General features: G+C 66.5%; 14 protein-coding genes and 1 pseudogene. 6 read left to right on the top strand and 9 right to left on the bottom strand.

Features of this window, described 5'->3' with window-relative positions; genetic code table 11:
* Positions 1–157: 157 nt before the first annotated feature.
* The 4 genes from creD to BM133_RS16365 all read left to right on the top strand — a co-directional run bounded on the left by creD (position 158) and on the right by BM133_RS16365 (position 6,024).
* On the top strand, positions 158–1,627 hold the full coding sequence (gene creD, locus BM133_RS16380; protein WP_093435672.1) for a cell envelope integrity protein CreD: 1,470 nt from the start codon (positions 158–160) through the stop codon (positions 1,625–1,627).
* The gene (locus BM133_RS16375) at positions 1,624–2,916 is read left to right on the top strand and encodes a glycoside hydrolase family 3 N-terminal domain-containing protein (RefSeq protein ID WP_093435669.1); all 1,293 of its coding nucleotides are present in this window, start codon (positions 1,624–1,626) and stop codon (positions 2,914–2,916) included. Before creD ends, BM133_RS16375 begins: the two co-directional genes overlap by 4 nt.
* Positions 2,917–2,928: 12 nt before the next feature.
* A complete protein-coding gene (locus tag BM133_RS16370) occupies positions 2,929–5,331 on the top strand; it encodes a penicillin-binding protein 1A (RefSeq protein WP_093435666.1) in 2,403 nt (800 codons plus the stop codon).
* Positions 5,332–5,418: 87 nt separating this feature from the next.
* Positions 5,419–6,024: a hypothetical protein gene (locus BM133_RS16365; protein ID WP_093435664.1), complete on the top strand. Its 606-nt coding sequence runs from the start codon at positions 5,419–5,421 to the stop codon at positions 6,022–6,024.
* On the opposite strand, the gene creC is transcribed toward BM133_RS16365, so the two are convergent.
* Complete coding sequence (creC, locus tag BM133_RS16360; RefSeq protein WP_093435662.1) at positions 6,018–7,457, bottom strand: two-component system sensor histidine kinase CreC; 1,440 nt, start codon at positions 7,455–7,457, stop codon at positions 6,018–6,020. The genes BM133_RS16365 and creC overlap by 7 nt on opposite strands.
* A gap of 124 nt (positions 7,458–7,581) precedes the next feature.
* Positions 7,582–8,373 (bottom strand): two-component system response regulator CreB, encoded by a 792-nt coding sequence (gene creB / locus BM133_RS16355; RefSeq protein WP_093435660.1) that lies wholly within the window; start codon positions 8,371–8,373, stop codon positions 7,582–7,584.
* 569 nt (positions 8,374–8,942) lie between these two features.
* Here creB and BM133_RS16350 point away from each other — a divergent pair.
* The gene (locus tag BM133_RS16350) at positions 8,943–9,887 is read left to right on the top strand and encodes a YcjF family protein (RefSeq protein WP_093435657.1); all 945 of its coding nucleotides are present in this window, start codon (positions 8,943–8,945) and stop codon (positions 9,885–9,887) included.
* Between the two features lie 104 nt (positions 9,888–9,991).
* On the opposite strand, the gene cueR is transcribed toward BM133_RS16350, so the two are convergent.
* Both cueR and BM133_RS16340 read right to left on the bottom strand, forming a co-directional pair.
* Positions 9,992–10,390, bottom strand: a complete 399-nt coding sequence (gene cueR / locus BM133_RS16345; protein ID WP_093435655.1) for a Cu(I)-responsive transcriptional regulator — start codon at positions 10,388–10,390, stop codon at positions 9,992–9,994.
* Positions 10,387–10,581 (bottom strand): heavy-metal-associated domain-containing protein, encoded by a 195-nt coding sequence (locus tag BM133_RS16340; protein WP_093435652.1) that lies wholly within the window; start codon positions 10,579–10,581, stop codon positions 10,387–10,389. The genes cueR and BM133_RS16340 overlap by 4 nt, the downstream gene beginning before the upstream one ends.
* 140 nt (positions 10,582–10,721) lie before the next feature.
* On the opposite strand from BM133_RS16340, the gene BM133_RS16335 reads away from it, so the two are divergent.
* A complete protein-coding gene (locus BM133_RS16335) occupies positions 10,722–12,965 on the top strand; it encodes a heavy metal translocating P-type ATPase (RefSeq protein ID WP_093435651.1) in 2,244 nt (747 codons plus the stop codon).
* A gap of 10 nt (positions 12,966–12,975) precedes the next feature.
* Here BM133_RS16335 and BM133_RS16330 read toward each other — a convergent pair.
* The 5 genes and pseudogenes from BM133_RS16330 to BM133_RS16310 form a co-directional block, all read right to left on the bottom strand.
* Positions 12,976–13,476, bottom strand: a pseudogene (locus BM133_RS16330) (N-acetyltransferase family protein); the annotation flags it as partial.
* A 29-nt stretch (positions 13,477–13,505) separates the two neighbouring features.
* Positions 13,506–14,633 (bottom strand): sterol desaturase family protein, encoded by a 1,128-nt coding sequence (locus BM133_RS16325; protein ID WP_093435646.1) that lies wholly within the window; start codon positions 14,631–14,633, stop codon positions 13,506–13,508.
* 34 nt (positions 14,634–14,667) lie between these two features.
* On the bottom strand, positions 14,668–15,969 hold the full coding sequence (locus tag BM133_RS16320; RefSeq protein WP_093435643.1) for a beta-ketoacyl-[acyl-carrier-protein] synthase family protein: 1,302 nt from the start codon (positions 15,967–15,969) through the stop codon (positions 14,668–14,670).
* 73 nt (positions 15,970–16,042) lie between these two features.
* Positions 16,043–16,324, bottom strand: a complete 282-nt coding sequence (locus tag BM133_RS16315; RefSeq protein ID WP_093435640.1) for a phosphopantetheine-binding protein — start codon at positions 16,322–16,324, stop codon at positions 16,043–16,045.
* Positions 16,325–16,365: 41 nt separating this feature from the next.
* On the bottom strand, positions 16,366–17,226 hold the full coding sequence (locus tag BM133_RS16310; RefSeq protein ID WP_093435638.1) for an alpha/beta hydrolase: 861 nt from the start codon (positions 17,224–17,226) through the stop codon (positions 16,366–16,368).
* Positions 17,227–17,269: the final 43 nt, after the last annotated feature.

The following is a 17,269-nucleotide window of genomic DNA, read 5'->3' as shown; positions in this document are numbered from 1 at the left end:
CCGCACGAGAAGGCAGTTGGAAGGCTCTTTGAAGTTGCCGGCCCCGAGCGCCGCGCTGTGTGAAGCCTGTGTGAAGTGGCACTGCCCGGGTGCTTCACACAACCTTCGGATCTCGCAGAGAGCATCGCCGCTCCGCTACAGACGAGGAGAAAAAAACATGCTTCAGTTCCTGAAGGCCCTTCAGGCGTCCGTGCTGGCCAAGGTGGCCGGCCTGTTCTTCCTGGTGCTGCTGCTCTGCATTCCGCTGGCAGAAATCGATTCGATCAACCGCGAGCGCGGCGAGAGCCAGCGCGAAGCGGCCCAGGAACTTGCCGCCACCTATGCCAGCCGCCAGACCATGGTCGGTCCGCTGCTGCTGGTTCCGTATGTCGAGCGCTGGATGGAGCCGCTGCGCGATGCGCAAGGCAAGGTGATCGGCCAGGAGCAACGCAGCAAGGAAATGGCCCACGTGGTGTTTCCCGACACGCTGCACATCGAAGGCTCGATGACGCCGCAGGCGCGTTATCGCGGCATCTTCAAGATTCCGTTCTACACGCTCAATGCCACGCTGAGCGGTGGTTTCGCAGCCTTCGACCCCAGGGCCCTGCCCCACAGCGAAGCCGATTCGAAGATCGAGTTCAAGGCGCCTTTCATCGCCTTCAACGTGAGCGACCTGCGCGGCCTCGACGGTTCGCCGGCGTTGGTGATGGGCGGCGAGGCACTGCGTTTCAAGCAGCGAGTGCCAGGCATTGCCGACAACGCCTGGTCCGCCGACGGCATCCATGCGCCAGTCACCGGTGCCGCGCTCACCGCATGGCAGGCCAACGCGCCCTTGACCTTCGAGATGAAACTCGGCCTGGTCGGCCAGGACACCCTCGCAATCGCGCCCATCGCCGAAGACACCACCGCACACCTCACCTCGCCCTGGGCGCACCCCAGCTTCGGGGGCCGCTTTCTCGCCGCACAGCGCCATGTGACGCCGCAGGGTTTCGATGCGAAATGGCGCATCTCGTCGCTCGTGACCTCGGCGCGCGAGCAGGTGCGCGCCGGACTCTCCGGCCACGTCGATGCCAACGACGCTGCGGCCGCAACGGCAGGCAGCGCCCATCCGCAACGCAACCTCGGTCCGCTGCAGACGTTCGACGTGTCGCTTGCGCAACCCATCAACGTCTATTCGATGAGCACGCGCGCCGGCAAGTACGGGATGCTCTTCATCGGCCTGGTGCTGATGGCCGCCTTCATGTTCGAGCTCTTCCGCAAGTTGCGGCTGCATCCGATCCAGTACGGCCTGGTCGGTCTTTCGATCGCGCTGTTCTTCCTGTTGCTGCTCGCGCTGTCGGAAAAGTTCGCGTTCTGGGTGGCCTATGCGAGCGCGGCCAGCGCGAGCGTTGCACTGCTCGCCGTGTACTTCAGCGCGGTGCTCGGCGGCTGGCGGCGCGGCCTGTCGTTCGGGGCTTTCATCGCACTGCTGTACGGCGCGCTCTACGGGCTGCTCGCCTCCGAAAGCAATGCGCTGCTGCTGGGCGCACTGCTGATCTTCGGCATGCTGGCCACGTTGATGCTGGTGACGCGCAAGGTCGACTGGTACGCACTGTCGCGACGCGTTGGTCCCACTGTGCCCGCTGCGCCCATCGCACAAGGCGCATGAAACTCCTGCGATTCGCACTAGGCGCCCTGGGCTGGCTGACCTTGGCCGCGCTGTGGTTCTGGGCCTGGCACCTGAAGGACCCGCATCTGCGCTTCATGCGTGCGTGGGAGTTGCCGATGTTGCTGGGTGCGTTGTGCGCAAGCGCGGCGACCGCATGGCGTTTCGGGCGCCGCATGCTGCGCCCGGTGTCGCTGGGCCTGGTGTTCGCGGCGCTGCTCACGGCCCTCGGCAACGAAGCGGCGAGCCTGCGACACCGTGCCGAAGTGCCGGCTTCGTCCGGGCCGGTGGCGCAGACGCTCGGCGCGCATTTCATGATCGGCTACGACGATGCGAAGGACCTGCACGAACTCGCACGCAAGGGCTTGATCGGCGGCGTGTTCATCACAGGCCGCAACGTGAAGGGGTGCACTGCCGCCGATCTGCGCAAGGAGATCGGCGACCTGCAGGCGCTGCGTCGCGAAGCCGGGCTGCCTGCGCTGATCGTCGCGACGGACCAGGAGGGCGGCGCGGTGTCTCGCCTCTCGCCCTTGATCGAACGCCAGCCCGGCCTCTTCACGCTGCTGGACGCCGACGTGCCCGAAGCCGAACTCGCGCAGCGTGCCCATGCCTACGGCGCGCAACAAGGCCGTTCGCTCGCCGCGCTCGGCATCACGCTCAACTTCAGCCCCGTGGTCGATCTGCGCACCGGCCGCGCACCGGGCCGATGGGACTTGCACACCCGCATCGACGAGCGCGCCATCTCGGCCGACCCCGCGCTCACCGCGCAGGTGGCGCTCGCTTACGAGCAAGGCCTCGAATCGGCTGGCGTGCGCGGCACCCTCAAGCACTTTCCCGGGCTCGCGGACGTGACCGAAGACACGCACCACTTCGCCGCGACCCTGCGCACGCCCGTCGCCAGACTTGCAACACATGACTGGAAGCCGTTTCAAGACGTGTCGAGAAACTCGAACGCCGCGATCATGCTCGGCCATGTGGTCGTTCCGGAACTCGATGCGGTCTATCCGGCCTCTTTCTCGCGCAAAATCGTGCAGCAGCTGATTCGCGGCGAGTGGGGCTTTGAGGGCCTCCTCGTCACCGACGATCTGACGATGGGCGCGGCCTACAACCGGGGGCTCTGCGACACCACGGTCCGCGCCCTCGATGCCGGTGTGGACCTGTTGTTGATCGCCTTCGACCACGACAAGTATTTCGACGCCATGCATTGCGCGCAGCAGGCCGCGCAGCGCGGTGCACTCGACCTGCCGATGCTGGAACGCAGCGGCACCCGCCGGCTCCAACCCTTTCGCTAGCAGCCCCTTCTTATGTTCAAACGTTCAAGCTCCTCCCCACCCGAAGACGGCGCCACGCCGGATGACCGCAACGCCCGCTGGCGATTCATCGGCAAATGGAGCGCCATCGTGGTGGGCTCCGGCGCACTGGTGGTGCTGGTCGCATCCATCGTCGCGGTGGTCGCCATCTATCCGAAGCTGCCCGACATTTCCGAGCTCGCCGACTACCGGCCCAAGCTGCCGCTGCGCGTGTACTCCACCGAAGGCACGCTGATCGGCGAATTCGGCGAAGAGCGCCGCAACCTCACGCCTTTCGCAAGCATTCCCAAGATCATGAAAGACGCCGTGCTCGCCGTGGAAGACGCGCGCTTCTACGACCACGGCGGCGTCGACTACAAGGGCTTCATGCGCGCCGCGGTAGCCAGCCTGAAGGGTGGACGGAAACAAGGCGCCTCGACCATCACGATGCAGGTGGCTCGCAACGTCTACCTGAGTTCGGAGCGCACGCTCAGCCGCAAGACCTACGAGATCATGCTGGCCTTCCGGCTCGAGCAGCAGCTCACGAAGGACCAGATCCTGGAGATCTACCTGAACCAGATCTACCTGGGCAATCGCGCCTACGGTTTCGCCGCCGCGTCCGAGGCGTATTTCGGCAAGCCCCTGCAGAACGTGACCGTCGCCGAAGCCGCCATGCTCGCAGGCTTGCCGAAGGCACCGGGCGCGAACAACCCGGTGGCCAACCCGCGCCGTGCACGGGCGCGCCAGCTCTATGTGATCGATCGCATGCAGGAAACCGGCTTCATCACCGCCGAGCAGGCGGCCGAAGCGAAGAAGGAAGAATTGCACCTGCGCGACGCAGCCGATCCCAACCGCCTGCACGCCGAGTACGTCGCCGAAACCGTGCGCCAGATGATGTACATGCAGTACGGCGACAGCATCTACACCAGCGGCATGAAGGTCTACACCTCGCTGGTCGCGGCCGACCAGGCGGCGGCCTACAAGTCGCTGCGCAAGGGCATCATGGATTACGAGCGGCGCCAGGTCTATCGCGGGCCCGAGAAGTTCGTCGACCTGCCGACCGAGCAGAAGGAAGTCGACGAGGCCGTGGACGACGCGCTTGCCGAACATCCCGACAACGGCGATGTGATCGCCGCCGTGGTGCTCGATGCCAACGCGAAGGAAATCGGCGCCGTGCGCGCCAACGGCGAAGCGATCCAGATCACCGGCGAAGGTCTCAAGCCCGCGCAGTCGGGCCTCGCGGCCAAGGCGCCACCCAACATCAAGATCCGCCGCGGCGCGGTGATCCGCGTGGCGAAGACGCCCAAGGGCACCTGGGAGATCACCCAGTTGCCGGAGGTCGAAGGCGCCTTCATCGCCATGGACCCACGCAGCGGCGCGATCAAGGCATTGGTCGGCGGTTTCGATTTCGGCAAGAACAAGTTCAACCACGTGACGCAGGCGTGGCGCCAGCCGGGTTCCAGCTTCAAGCCGTTCATCTATTCGGCTGCGCTCGAGAAGGGCTTCACCCCGGCCACCGTGGTGAACGACGCGCCGCTTTATTTCGACGCCAGCGCCAACGGCGGCCAGCCGTGGGAGCCGAAGAATTTCGAAGGCACCTACGAAGGCCCGATGCCGTTGCGCACCGCGTTGATGAAATCCAAGAACCTGGTGACGCTGCGCGTGCTGCAGTCGATCGGCGCGCCCTATGCGCAGGACTGGGTCACCAAGTTCGGTTTCGACAAGGACAAGCAACCCGCCAACCTGCCAATGGGCCTGGGCGCCGGCTCGGTCACGCCGATGCAGATGGCCGTGGGCTATTCGGTGTTCGCCAACGGCGGCTATCGCGTCAATCCGTACCTGGTCACCCGCGTCACCGACATGAAGGACAAGGTCATCATGGAGACCGAACCGCCGGTGCTCGACGAAGCACGGCGCGCCATTCCGGAGCGCAATGCCTTCATCATGGATTCGCTGCTGCAAAGCGTGGTGAAGGGCGGCACCGCGTTCAAGGCGCACCAGGCCTTGAAGCGCGACGACCTCTATGGCAAGACCGGCACCACCAACGACTCCTTCGACACCTGGTTCGCGGGCTTCCAGCCCACGCGCGTGGGCATCGCATGGATCGGCTACGACACGCCGCGCCAGCTCGGCGTGCGCGGCGAAACCGGCGGCAGCCTGAGCCTGCCGATCTGGATCGGCTACATGCAATCGGCGCTGCAGGGCGTGCCGGTGACGCAGCCGGCCGAACCGCCCGGCGTGGTGAACATCGATGGCGAGTGGTACTTCGACGACTTCACGCCGGGGCACAACGTGGCCAGCCTGGGCCTGGAGAATGCCGAGCAGGCGCCGCCGCCAGTGGAAGAACTCACGGGCGCGCCGATCGGTGCACCGCCGCCGCCCGAAGAGCGCAACCGCATCCTCGATTTCTTCAGGTAGCGTCAATAGCGGCCAGCAAAAAAAGGGGAGTCACCGGGTCTCTACACTCGGTGCCGTCCCCTTTTTTTCCTTTGGCCGAACGCATTCATGGAAATTCTTACGCTGGTGGCGCTGCTCCTTGTCGGCGCCTACATCCTCAAGTCCAGAGACCAGCGCCAGCGCATTGCGCTGCTGGGAAGTCATCTGGGCAAATACCAGATCGAGAAGCTGATGGAGAGCCTGACCCAGGGCTACCTGCGCTGCCTGGGCGAAGACGACCCCGAACGCCGCCAGCAGATCTGGAGCCTGCTCGATACCACCGAGGAAACGCTCTCGGCGCAGTTCGACAGTTTCGCGGCCGAGTTCGCACGCCTTCCCGAGGCGGAGACACGCGTGAGCAAGCTGCCCATTGCCATTCCCTACGCGCACAAGCTCTTTGCGTCCGCGACTTTCGATCTGCGCGAGGCGTTGAACATCCACGCGCGCGGCATTGCCGGCGTAATGAAGAACGCATCGGGCCGGCCGGCCAAGTCCAAGGCCTTCACCATGTCGGCCGAGCTGTTCCTGATGCAGCACACCTGCCACTGGTTCTGCAAATCGAAGACGGTGGCGTCGGCGCGCATGCTGGCGCGGCACCAGACCTCGTACGAGCAATTGCTCGATGCGGTGAGCCCCGAGACGCGCCGCGCCTACGGCACCCTCACAGGTCAGTGATGTGACAGCAGCGGCAGCGTGAGCGTCGCCACCGCGCCGCCGCGCGCCGCATTGCCCAGCTCGATGCGCCCGCGGTGCAGCGCCGCAATCTCCTTCACGAACGCCAACCCCAGCCCCGTGCTTTTCTTCTGGTTGTGCGGCCGCGCGAGCGAATAGAACTTCTGGAAGACCTTCTCCTGCGCGTACGCCGGGATGCCGGGTCCGTGGTCGCGCACGCTCACGCGGGCGAGCTTCGCTGTGGTCTCCAGCGTCAGCAGCACTTCGCTGTCGGGCGGTGAGAAGTCGATCGCGTTGTCCAGCAGGTTGCTGATCGCGCGGCGCAGCAGGAACGGATCGCCCTCGGTGCTGGCTTCGGCCCGGATGTTCACCAGGAGGCGGATGTTCCGCTTGGCCGCCGCGGGCTGCGCGCTGATGGCGATGTCGTCGATCAGCGAAGCCAGCGGCACCGGCTCGGTGCGCTCCAGCGCGCGCCGCGTTTCGAGCGCAGTGAGCTCCATCATGCGGTCGACGATTTCCTGGATGCGCTGCGTCTCGCGTTCGATGTTCTTCAGGAACCGCTCGCGCTCCGCGTGCGGCATCGACGGCTCCTGCAGCAGCTCGGCCGCGCCGCGAATTGCCGAGAGCGGGCTCTTCACTTCGTGCGTGAAGGTCTGCACGTAGTCGGCCACGTAATTTCGGCCCGTCAACGCATCGCGCATTTCGCTGAAACCCGTGCGCACCGCATCGACCGCGCGCCGCGCCATGCGCGAGAAGCTCAGGCTTCGCTGTGCGCGCACCCAGGTCCAGTAATCGGAAATCAGCCCGAACGGCCGAACCAGCCAGACCGAGACGATCAGCGCGAGCAACAACAACGCCAGGCCTGAGCCCACGCCGACCCACAGCGTGCGGGCCCGCGCGTCTTCCACGAACTGGCCGAAGCTCTGCACCGGCTTGCCGACGCTGACCATGCCGACGATCTCGTTGTTCCAGCGGATCGGCGCGCCCACGTACATCACCGAGGTGCGCGGATCGCCATCGACATCGCGCGACGTGCGTGCGCCGTAAAGACCTGCGAGCGTGCGGCTCACGTCGCTCCACTGCGAGTAGTCGGCGCCCAGGTGCCTGCCGAGCGAATCGAACATGATCCGGCCGCTGCGGTCGGTCACGTAGACGCGCAGCTCGACGCGGTTCTTGTGCAGGTTGTAGATCTGCGCAGAGAACTCGCGCGCATAGACCGTGCGGAACAGCGGCTCGAGCCGCGCGGTGTTGATCGCGCCCGCAATCACGTCCTGCTCGACCAGGCTGGCCATGAGCTGGGAGGTCTCGACCAGCGATTCCTCGGCCGATTCGCGGTAGCGCGGATCGATGTCCGACACCACGCGGTAGAGCAGGAAGGCGATGCCCGCCGTGTAGATCAGCAGGATGCCGATGAAGATCCGCGTGCGCCGGCTCAAGGCTTGGCGCTCCCGCAGGCTTGCCCATTTCGCGTGGCCGCCAACCCCCTCGCCGGGGGCAATACCAGCGGTCCGGCAAAGCCGGCTCCGCGGTATTGCGCGAAAAGGCAGGCCGGGGCCGGTGTCATGCCTTGGATGGAAGTTCTTCGTTCAGCGCGTAGCCCGTGCCGCGCAGCGTGCGGATCGGCTCGACGTCGGGTGCCACCGTCTTGAGCTTGGCGCGCAGCGTCTTGATGTGCGCATCGACCGTGCGGTCGAAGCTGTCGCTCGCGTCGTCCCAGACGTGTTCCAGCAATTCGTCGCGCGTGAAGACACGCCCCGGCCGCTGCACGAGCAGCCGCAGGAGCCCGTATTCGTAGCGCGAGAGTTCCAGGAGCCGGCCGTAGTACCGGATCTGCATCCGCTCGTTGTCGACCGCGAAGGGCATTGGAGGGGTCTGTGGCGCCGCTGGAGGCGCCGCGGGCGGATTTTGAGGGGATACCCCGGTTCCGGGCGCTGCGGTCGTTCCGGGGCCTGCGGGGCTGTTGCGCGTGCTGCGCCGCAGGATCGTGCGGACCCGGGCGACCAGTTCGCGCGGGGAAAACGGCTTGGCGATGTAGTCGTCGGCGCCCAGTTCCAGCCCCACCACGCGGTCGATTTCGTCGCTGCGTGCCGTGAGAAACAGCATCGGTATCTCGGGCCCGCCCTGCGACTGGTTCAGGGCCCTCAGGCGCTTGAAGAGCTCGAAGCCGTTGAGGTCGGGCAGCCCGATGTCCAGGATGGCCAGCGCCGGCGGCTCCTGCGCGAACTGCGCGATCGCTTCTTCGGCGGTGGCGCACCAGACCGGCGTGAAGCCGTCGCTCTTCAGGACGTATTGCAGCGTGTCGGCGATGCCCGATTCGTCTTCGGCGATCAGGATCCGGGGTTTGAAACTCATGCGCGGATGTTAGCGAGGGGAAGGAAGGCGGCGATGCCGGTTTTTCGTCCGAGGCGCCGGGGACCGGCGCGGCCTTTCGCGGCCTTTTTTTTGGCGCGGCGCTCTTTGTGTCTTCTATTTCTTATTCTTCTTATTCAAATTAGTAGTAGTAGATAAGGGAAGCCCTCTTCTGTGGACAGGGCACTTTTTTCGTTATGTGACAAGGACTTGTCACAGCTGCGTCACTGTGCGCAGCCGTGCTTCCGGGATGTACCCGCAAAAGGGACAACATCGGGCAACCCGCCCGCCCTGTGGATAACCCATGGCTTGTGCCAAAACTCTCCCCAGAGTTGTCCTTTGACAGTCCCTGACAAATCTGCGAAAGACGGTTTTGGGCGCGAGAAATTCATTGCCTCTTATTTGGGCAATATGTAGATTTCCTTTTGAAATCAAACACTTGCCGCACCCCTACACAGAAGTGCCGACGTTATCCACAGAGTTGCCCAAGTTTTGCGGGGACAACGCGAGAAGGAACCTTCGAGCCCGTCGGCAACCCAACGCCGTCCTTCACATTGCGAAAAATTTCGAACATGACACCCTCAGAAACCAAGGCCATCGTGACCCTGAGCCTGCTGGCTGCCTTTGTCGACGGCGAGAAACACGAGCGCGAACGCGCCGAGATCAAGCGCATTGCGGAGGGCCTGTCGCAAGCCGACGGGTTGAACCTGCCGACGCTCTACCAGGACGTGCTGATGAAGCGCGTGTCGCTCGCCTCGGTGGCCGGCGAACTGGCCAGCAACGAATCCAGGCAGCTCGCCTATGAAATGGCGGTGTGCGTGTGCGATGCCGACGGCGCGCAATCGGAAGCGGAGCGCATGTTCCTCGCGGACGTGCGCACCTCGCTCGGCCTGGATGCCTCGGCGGCGCGGTTCTCGCAGCAGGCCGAAGAGATTGCCGCAGTGCCCGTGGCCGCGGCGGCAGGAACTGCCGTCAACACGGTTGCCGCTCCCCACACGCCCGACAGCGCCGAGCTCGACAAGTCGATCCTCAACGCGGCCATCCTCAACGGCGCGCTCGAACTGCTGCCCGAGACGCTCTCGACCATGGCGATCATTCCGCTGCAGATGAAACTGGTCTATCGCATCGGCCAGGCGCACGGCTATCAACTCGACAGCGGCCACATCAAGGATTTCCTGGCCACGGTCGGCGTGGGCTTGACCTCGCAATACCTGGAGCAGGCTGGGCGCAAGCTGCTGGGTGGTTTGCTCGGAAAGGTCGGCGGCGGCTTGCTGCGTGGCCTGGGCAACCAGGCCGTGAGCTCGGGCATGAGCTTCGCCTCGACCTATGCGCTCGGCCACGTGGCCAAGCGTTACTACGCCGGCGGCCGCACGCTCTCGACGCAGATGCTCAAGGACGCGTTCTCCGGCGTGGTGAAGGAAGGGCAGAGCCTGCAGACGCAGTATCTGCCGGCCATCCAGGAGAAGGCCCGCACGCTGGATGCGGGCAATGTGCTGTCGCTCGTGCGCGGCGCCTGACCCTTCGAGAGACACCGTGGAACCGGCTTTGCCGGGCCACCGGTGTCGCCCCCGGCGAGGGGGAAGGCGAAGCGACACGAAGTGCGCGCAGCCTGGGGGAGTACCTAGTTCGCTAGATCGTCCAGGATCGGGCAGTCGGGCCGCGCATCGCCGTGACAGCAATGCACCAGGTGCGCGAGCGTGTTGCGCATCGACTGCATGTCCGCGATGCGCTGCTCCAGTTCGCCCAGGTGCTTCTGTGCGATCCGCTTGACGCTCGAACTCGCGCGCCGGCGGTTGTGCCAGAGGCCCACCAGTTCGGCGATTTCTTCCATCGAGAAACCCAGGTCGCGCGAGCGCTTGATGAAGCGCAGCGTGTGCACGTCGGCCTCGCCGTACTGCCGGTAGCCGCTGTCGGTTCGCGCCACGGCCGGCAAGAGGCCCAGCCCCTCGTAGTGCCGGACCATGCGTGCCGACACGCCAGAGAGGCGCGCGGCTTCGCCGATGGCGACCTGGCCCGTCATTGAACGCCGTAGCCCGCGTTCTCGATCGCGGCCACGAGGTCCTTGCGCGGCTGCTCGCTCAGCACGTCGACATGGCCCGTCTCGAGGTCCACGGTGACCTGCGCTTCGGGATCGACCGCCTGCACCGCGTTCTGCACCGCGCTCACGCAGTGGCCGCAACTCATGCCCGAGACCTGGAATTTCTGGCTCATCGTTCTGACTCCTTGTTTGGTGGATGAATGAATAAAATGAGCCGCCAGTCTGAACCCTCTCACGATGTCAATGTCCAGCGAAGGGGCACTTCGGATACGGCCTTGACCTTGCCATGGTGTGAGGCTTTAGTCTCCAGCCTATGGAAACCTTGCAGCAACATCCCTCGGCCGCCACCGCCACGCTGGACCTCTCGGTGGGCGGCATGACCTGCGCTTCGTGCGTGATGCGCGTGGAGCGCGCCTTGAAGAACGTGCCCGGCGTGCAGGACGTCAGCGTGAACCTCGCGACCGAATCGGCCCGCGTGGTGACCACCGATGCCGAAGACATGGACGCGCGCCTGCGCCGCGCCGTGCGGGCCGCAGGCTACGAACCGCGCGCGGCGAGCAGCGCGGCCGACGAGGCGGCGGCCTTGTCGCCCTGGCACGGCTTCGGCCCGGTGGCCATCGGCCTCGCGCTGTCGATCCCGCTGCTGGCGCCGATGCTGGGCGATCCGTTCGGACAAGACTGGATGCTGCCGCCCTGGCTGCAGCTGCTGCTCGCCGCGCCGGTGCAGTTCTGGCTGGGCGCGCGTTTCTACCGCGCCGGCTGGCATGCGGCCAAGGCCCGCACCGGCAACATGGACCTGCTGGTGGCGCTGGGCACCAGCGCGGCCTTCGGGCTGTCGTTGTGGCTGTGGTGGCGCGCGGCCACTGGCGAACATGCGGGCCATGGCGAAATGCCGCACCTCTATTTCGAAGCCGCCGCCGTGGTGATCACGCTGGTTCTGCTCGGCAAGTGGCTCGAGGCGCGCGCCAAGCGCCAGGCGACTTCCGCGATCCGCGCGCTGCAACAGCTGCGGCCCGAAGTGGCGCACCTGGTCGGCGCGCGTGGCGAGAGCGATGTGCCGCTTGCCGAGGTGATGGTGGGAGACCGCCTCGCCGTGCGGCCCGGCGAGCGCGTGCCGGCCGATGCGCGCGTGGTCGAAGGGCAGTCCGAAGTCGACGAATCGATGCTCACGGGCGAACCCCTGCCGGTGGCCAAGGGACCGGGTGATGCGCTCACGGGCGGCGCAGTCAACGGCTATGGCCGGATGGTGATCGAGGTGCGCGCGATCGGTGCCGAGAGCGTGCTGGCACGCATCATCCGCCTGGTCGAGGACGCACAGGCAGCCAAGGCGCCGATCCAGCGGCTGGTGGACAAGGTCGCTGCCGTGTTCGTGCCCGTGGTGCTGGTGATTGCGCTGGTCACATTGGTGGGTTGGCTGATTGCGGGCGTGGGCATCGAAACCGCGCTGATCCACGCGGTCGCGGTGCTGGTGATTGCATGCCCCTGTGCGCTGGGCCTTGCAACGCCGGTCGCTGTGATGGCGGGAACTGGCGTGGCCGCGCGGCACGGCATCCTGATCAAGGATGCGCGCTCGCTGGAGATCGCGCACCGCGTCGATACCGTCGCGTTCGACAAGACCGGCACGCTGACATTGGGCCGACCGGTGCTCACTGCATTGCTGCCGGTTGCAGGCATCGAGGCCACGGAAGACCAGCTGCTGGCAACAGCCGCCAGCCTGCAAGGCGGCAGCGAACATCCGCTCGCACGCGCGGTGCTCGCGGCCGCTGCGCAACGCGGCGTGCAGGCGCCGCCTCTGGGCGCGATGCAGGCCCTGCCGGGCCGCGGTGTTCGCGGCGAAGTGAACGGTGCCGCCTGGGCGATCGCAAGCCTGCGCTGGTGCAGGGAGCTCGATGCGATGCCCGCGGAAGCCGAAATCGAAAACCTGCAGGCGCAAGGCGCCACGGTGTCGGCGCTGTTGCGTTTCGATGAAGCAGGTGCCGCGCATGTGCAGGCCCTGCTGGCCTTCGCCGACGAGCCCAAGCCGCAGGCCGCCGAAGCCATTCGCACGTTGCGTGCGAGGGGCCTGCGCGTGGTGATGATCTCGGGCGACAACCTGCGCGCGGCACAGGCCATGGCGGCGCGGCTCGGCATCGCGATCGAGGACGTGCGCGCCGATGTGCTGCCGGCCGACAAGGCAGCGCAGGTCAGCGCTCTGCGGCGCGACGGCCATGTGGTGGCGATGGTCGGCGACGGCGCCAACGACGCGCCCGCGCTTGCCGCGGCCGACGTGGGCATCGCGATGGCACCCTCGGGCGGCGGTACCGACGTGGCGATGGAAGCAGCCGGCATCACGCTGATGCGCGGCGATCTCGCACTGGTGGCTCAGGCGTTCGAGCTCTCTGCCCGCACCGTGGCGAAGATCCGGCAGAACCTGTTCTGGGCCTTCGCCTACAACGTGGCCGGCATCCCGCTCGCAGCCTTCGGCTTGCTGAGCCCGGTGGTCGCTGGCGCGGCGATGGCGCTGTCGAGCGTGAGCGTGATGGCGAACGCGCTGCTGCTGCGCCGCTGGAAGCCTTGATCGGCTGTGTTCAATCGAGCAGCAGCGCCATCATGTGGTCGTCGATGGCCTCTGCGTCATCGGCTCGTTTGTAGAACTTGCGCAGCGTGCCCTCGCGCTGGAAGCCCAGCTTCTCGTAGAAGCGCAGGCCCGGCGCGTTGTCGCTTTCGACGCAGAGTTCGATGCGGTTGACGCCGGCGGCCTTCAGTTCGTCGATCGCCTGGCTCACCATCGCGAGCGCCACGCCTTGGCCGTGCAGCGCAGGATCGACGGCCAGCGTGCCGAGGCTGGCCACATGCTGCACCCGACCCGGGTAGCGCGTCGCGCGATAGAAACCGGCGATCCGCCCGTTCCGTTCGTAGACGAAGAAGCGTCCGCTCTCGACCATCTCCTGGTAGATGGGACGAAAGTCCTCGAGCGGCATCGGGTCGTAGCCGAGATAGGGCACGACCTTCTCGTGCATGTAGAGCGTGAAGACGGCGTGGAGGTCTTCGGGCGTGGCGAGCCTGCGCATGGCGAAAGTCCTGGAGCGATGGAAGCGCCGAGCTTAGCGACTGCGTTTCAGGCCATCAGCACCATCGAGAACGCCAGCAACGCGCATTGAATGCACCAGGCCCATCGCAGGCGAATGCGCGAATCCAGCACCGCGCCGATGGTCCAGAAACCTGCGACGGCCAGCGCAAGAATTTCAAGCCCGGCCCGGAACGCGATATCGTCAGCGCCCCACAGAAAGGCAAGCGTCACACCGATCCATCCGATGAAGTGGACCGATGCCGAGACGACCTGCGCGCGGGTCAGCGCCGGATCGTGGATGTGCATCGCCTCGTCGAGCGAGAACTGCGCTTGCGGAAAGCGCGCCGCCACATCGGCCGGCCGCCAGCCCGGCGGCTTGAACCACACCGCGAGCTTGTCGCGCCATTGGCGCGTGTGCCAGCTGTCGCGCAGCAGCGGCGCATACGGCCCGAGGATCGCCCGCAGCGGATCGAAGCTCGCGAGCGCCTTGCGCGTGCCGTAGATGCAGCGCTCGTTCTCTTCGGCAAAGGTGCCGAACATGCGGTCCCACACCACGAGCATGCCGCCGTAGTTGCGGTCCACATAGCCGTCGTTCACCGCGTGGTGCACGCGATGGTTCGAGGGCGAGGAAAACACGCGGTCGAACCAGCCGAGCTTGCCGATGTGCTCGGTGTGGATCCAGAACTGGTAGACCAGCACGATGAGCCCTGCGATGCCGAACTGCTCGGGCGGCACGCCGACGACTGCCATCGGCAGGTAGAAGGCCCAGCCCAGGAAGGCGACCATGCTCTCCTGCCGCAGTGCGGTGGAGAAGTTGAACTGCTGGCTCTGGTGGTGCACCGAGTGCGCGGCCCAGAACACCGCCGACTCGTGGCCCGCGCGGTGCAGCCAGTAGTCGCAGAAGTCGAACAGCAGCACCGCGACGATCCAGCCGATGGCGCTGTCCCAGAAGGTGGGCCGCGTCCAGATCGCGACGACCGGACAGACCATCGCGTAGAGGCCGATCTGGAAGAGCTGCGTGCACACTGCGAGCGCCTGGCTCAGCAGTCCCTGGCTCAAGCTGCCGAGCGTGTCGCTGAAGCGGTAGGTGTTGCGGCGCTTGAACCAGCCCCACGCGAACTCGCACGCCATGAGCAATGCGAACACGGGCACGACGAGAACGACCAGCCGATGCACCGCGTTCTTTTTTCAGCAAGCCTTCAGCGAATCTTCAGCGACCAGTCGCATCCGAAGAAAGGCCGGCCACGATCACCGCGTTGGTGCCGCCGAAAGCGAATGAGTTGGAGAGCGCGTAGCGGATGCCCTTGGCACTGCGCGCTTCGCCGCGCACGAAGTCGAGATCGAAAGCGGCATCGGGCGTTTGCAGGTTCGCGATGGGTGGCAAGGCTTCGCGCGCCAGTGCACGCAATGCGACAATGAGCTCGATGGCGCCGCCGCCGCCAAGCACGTGGCCGTGGATCGCCTTGGTGGCGCTCACGGGCGTGGCATTGCCGAACACCTCGCGGATCGATGCGGCTTCGGCCGCATCGCCGGCCGACGTGGCAGTGCCGTGCGCGTTGATGTGGCCGATGTCCGAGGCCTCGATGCCAGCATCGCGCAACGCTGCGCGCATGGCGCGCACCTGGCCGGCGCTGTCGGGGTTGGTGATGTGCGTGCCGTCGCAGTTGGTGGCGTAGCCAGCGAGCACGAAGGGCGTTCCCCCATTTCCGGTGACGCCGCGCGCCTGCGCGTGCGCTTCGGATTCGATCACCAGCGCCGCTGCGCCCTCGCCGATGGCAAAGCCCGCGCGGTCGCCGGAGAAAGGCCGGCAGGCGGACGACGGCGCATCGGCCGGTGGCGGTGCCATCACGCGCATCGCGTGCCAGCTGGCCATCACGCCGGGCGTGAGCATGGCGTCGTGGCCGCCGACGATGGCAACGTCGATCCAGCCGCCGCGGATGGCGCGCATCGCCTCGCCGATGGCCACGGCTGAGGAGGCGCAGGCACATGCATAGGCAATGGCCGAACCGCGCGCGCCGAAGTGCAGCGCGAGCTCTGCCACTGCCGCGTTCGGCATCACGGTGAGCACGGTCGTCGGGCGCATGCGCTTCTGCTCGCCATAGAGCGCGCTGGTCGTGGTGTCGAAGGCGCCCGCGCCCGCGAGGCCGCTGCCCCAGAAGATGCCAAGGCGTTCGGGGTCGACGCTGTCGGCACCGAGCCCGGCCTGTGCGGCCGCGTCCTGCGCGGCGGCGAGCGCCATCGCCGTGCCGCGGTCCAGCGGCAGGCGCGAGGTGCTGCGCACGCCGTTCGAATCGAAATCGCACGCGGCCACGGCCAGCGACATCGGGTCCATGCCCTTGATCTCGAGCGTCTGCGCGCGCACCGCCGAACGGCCGGCGAAGAGCGCCTCGTCGAAGGCCTCCACGGTGCGGCCGATGGGCGTGACGAAGCCCATGCCGCTCACGCGAACGGGGGCCGATGCGGCACGCGCCGCGGAGGCGGCCAGCACGGCGTGCGCGGCGCCGCTGCTCATTGGTGCACCCTTGGCGCTGCGCGCCTTCCCGCCAAGCGGGAGCGAGCTTGCTTGGGGCGGCCCGGCACGGCGCTCATGCGTGGGCCGCTTCGGCGGAAGGCGCGGCCACGCCGCTGCTCTCGGTGTCGATCACCTCGCACAGGCGCTGCAGCGTGATGCCGGCCTCGCGCGGATCGAGCCGGTCCTCGGGAATGCGCAGGTGAAAGGCGTCCTCCACCGCGAAGACGAACTCCATCAACGCGAGCGAATCGAGACCGAGGTCGGTCAGCACGGTGGCCGGCGAGATGGCGCTGCGATCGAGCTTGAAGTCGGTCTCCAGGATCGTCGCGATGCTGTTGAAGGTGGGCGAGGACATGGGCGGTGTTCCTTTCAGGTGTGTTCGTCGTTCTTGCGAACTCATGCGTACAGGGGATGCTCGGGCATCGTCCCATGCGCGACCGCGTCGGCGAACGACACGGTTTCGCGCACGACCTGCTGGCGGTCGTTGTCGATCGTGATCATGTGGTAGCTGTTGGCCACGACCACGGTGCGGAATGCGCGGCAGCGCAGGCCCCGCGCGAGGATGTCCAGGTTGGCCACGCTGGCCACCTCGTCCTGCTGGGCATGCAGCGCGAGCACGTTGTCGCATTGCACGGCGTTCAGGTTGCGCCGCACGTGGCGGATCAGACGGTCGTGTTCGCGCAGGTGGCCCACGCCGATCACCGAGCTGCCGGCGCGCGAGATCTTGCGGTGGCGCAGCTCGCGCTCGATCCAGGCGCGCACGCGTTCGTTCTTCACGCCGTAGGGCGGGCGTTCGCGGTATTGCCAGAGGCGCCCGAGCGGCGTGTAGAAGGCCAGCGGCAAAAGGAACTGCGTGCGCGGAATCGCCCAGCCATCGAAGCGCAGCGTGGTCGACATGAGCACCAGCGCATCGACGTCGCGCCCGCAGCGGATGGCCGCGCCCAGCGCGAGCGAGGAGCCGGCCGAGATGCCGACCAGCATCACCCGGTCGTGCTGCGCGCGCAGCGCCTTGACCTCGGCCTGGATGGCATCGAGCCAGCGCTCGTACGGCGCGGCATGCTGCAGCGGCGCATTGGCATCGAACGAGTAGCCATCGATCGACAGCGGGTGCACCGCATACCCCCGGGCGCGCAACGCCGATTGCACGGTCAGCAACTCGTCAGGCGTGCTGCATAAACCATGCAGCAGGACCACCGCGGTGCGTTGCACCTCGCGCGGCACCATGCTCAGCTGATCGGAGGAATCGCGTGCGCTCATCGTGTGGCGCCGGCCATGAAAATGGCCCTGGTTTCATGCTGCT

This window comes from Variovorax sp. 770b2 (assembly GCF_900115685.1).
Lineage (GTDB): Bacteria > Pseudomonadota > Gammaproteobacteria > Burkholderiales > Burkholderiaceae_C > Variovorax.
The sequence above is the reverse complement of the archived record's forward strand: the minus strand, read 5'-3'. Positions and strand labels throughout refer to the sequence as shown.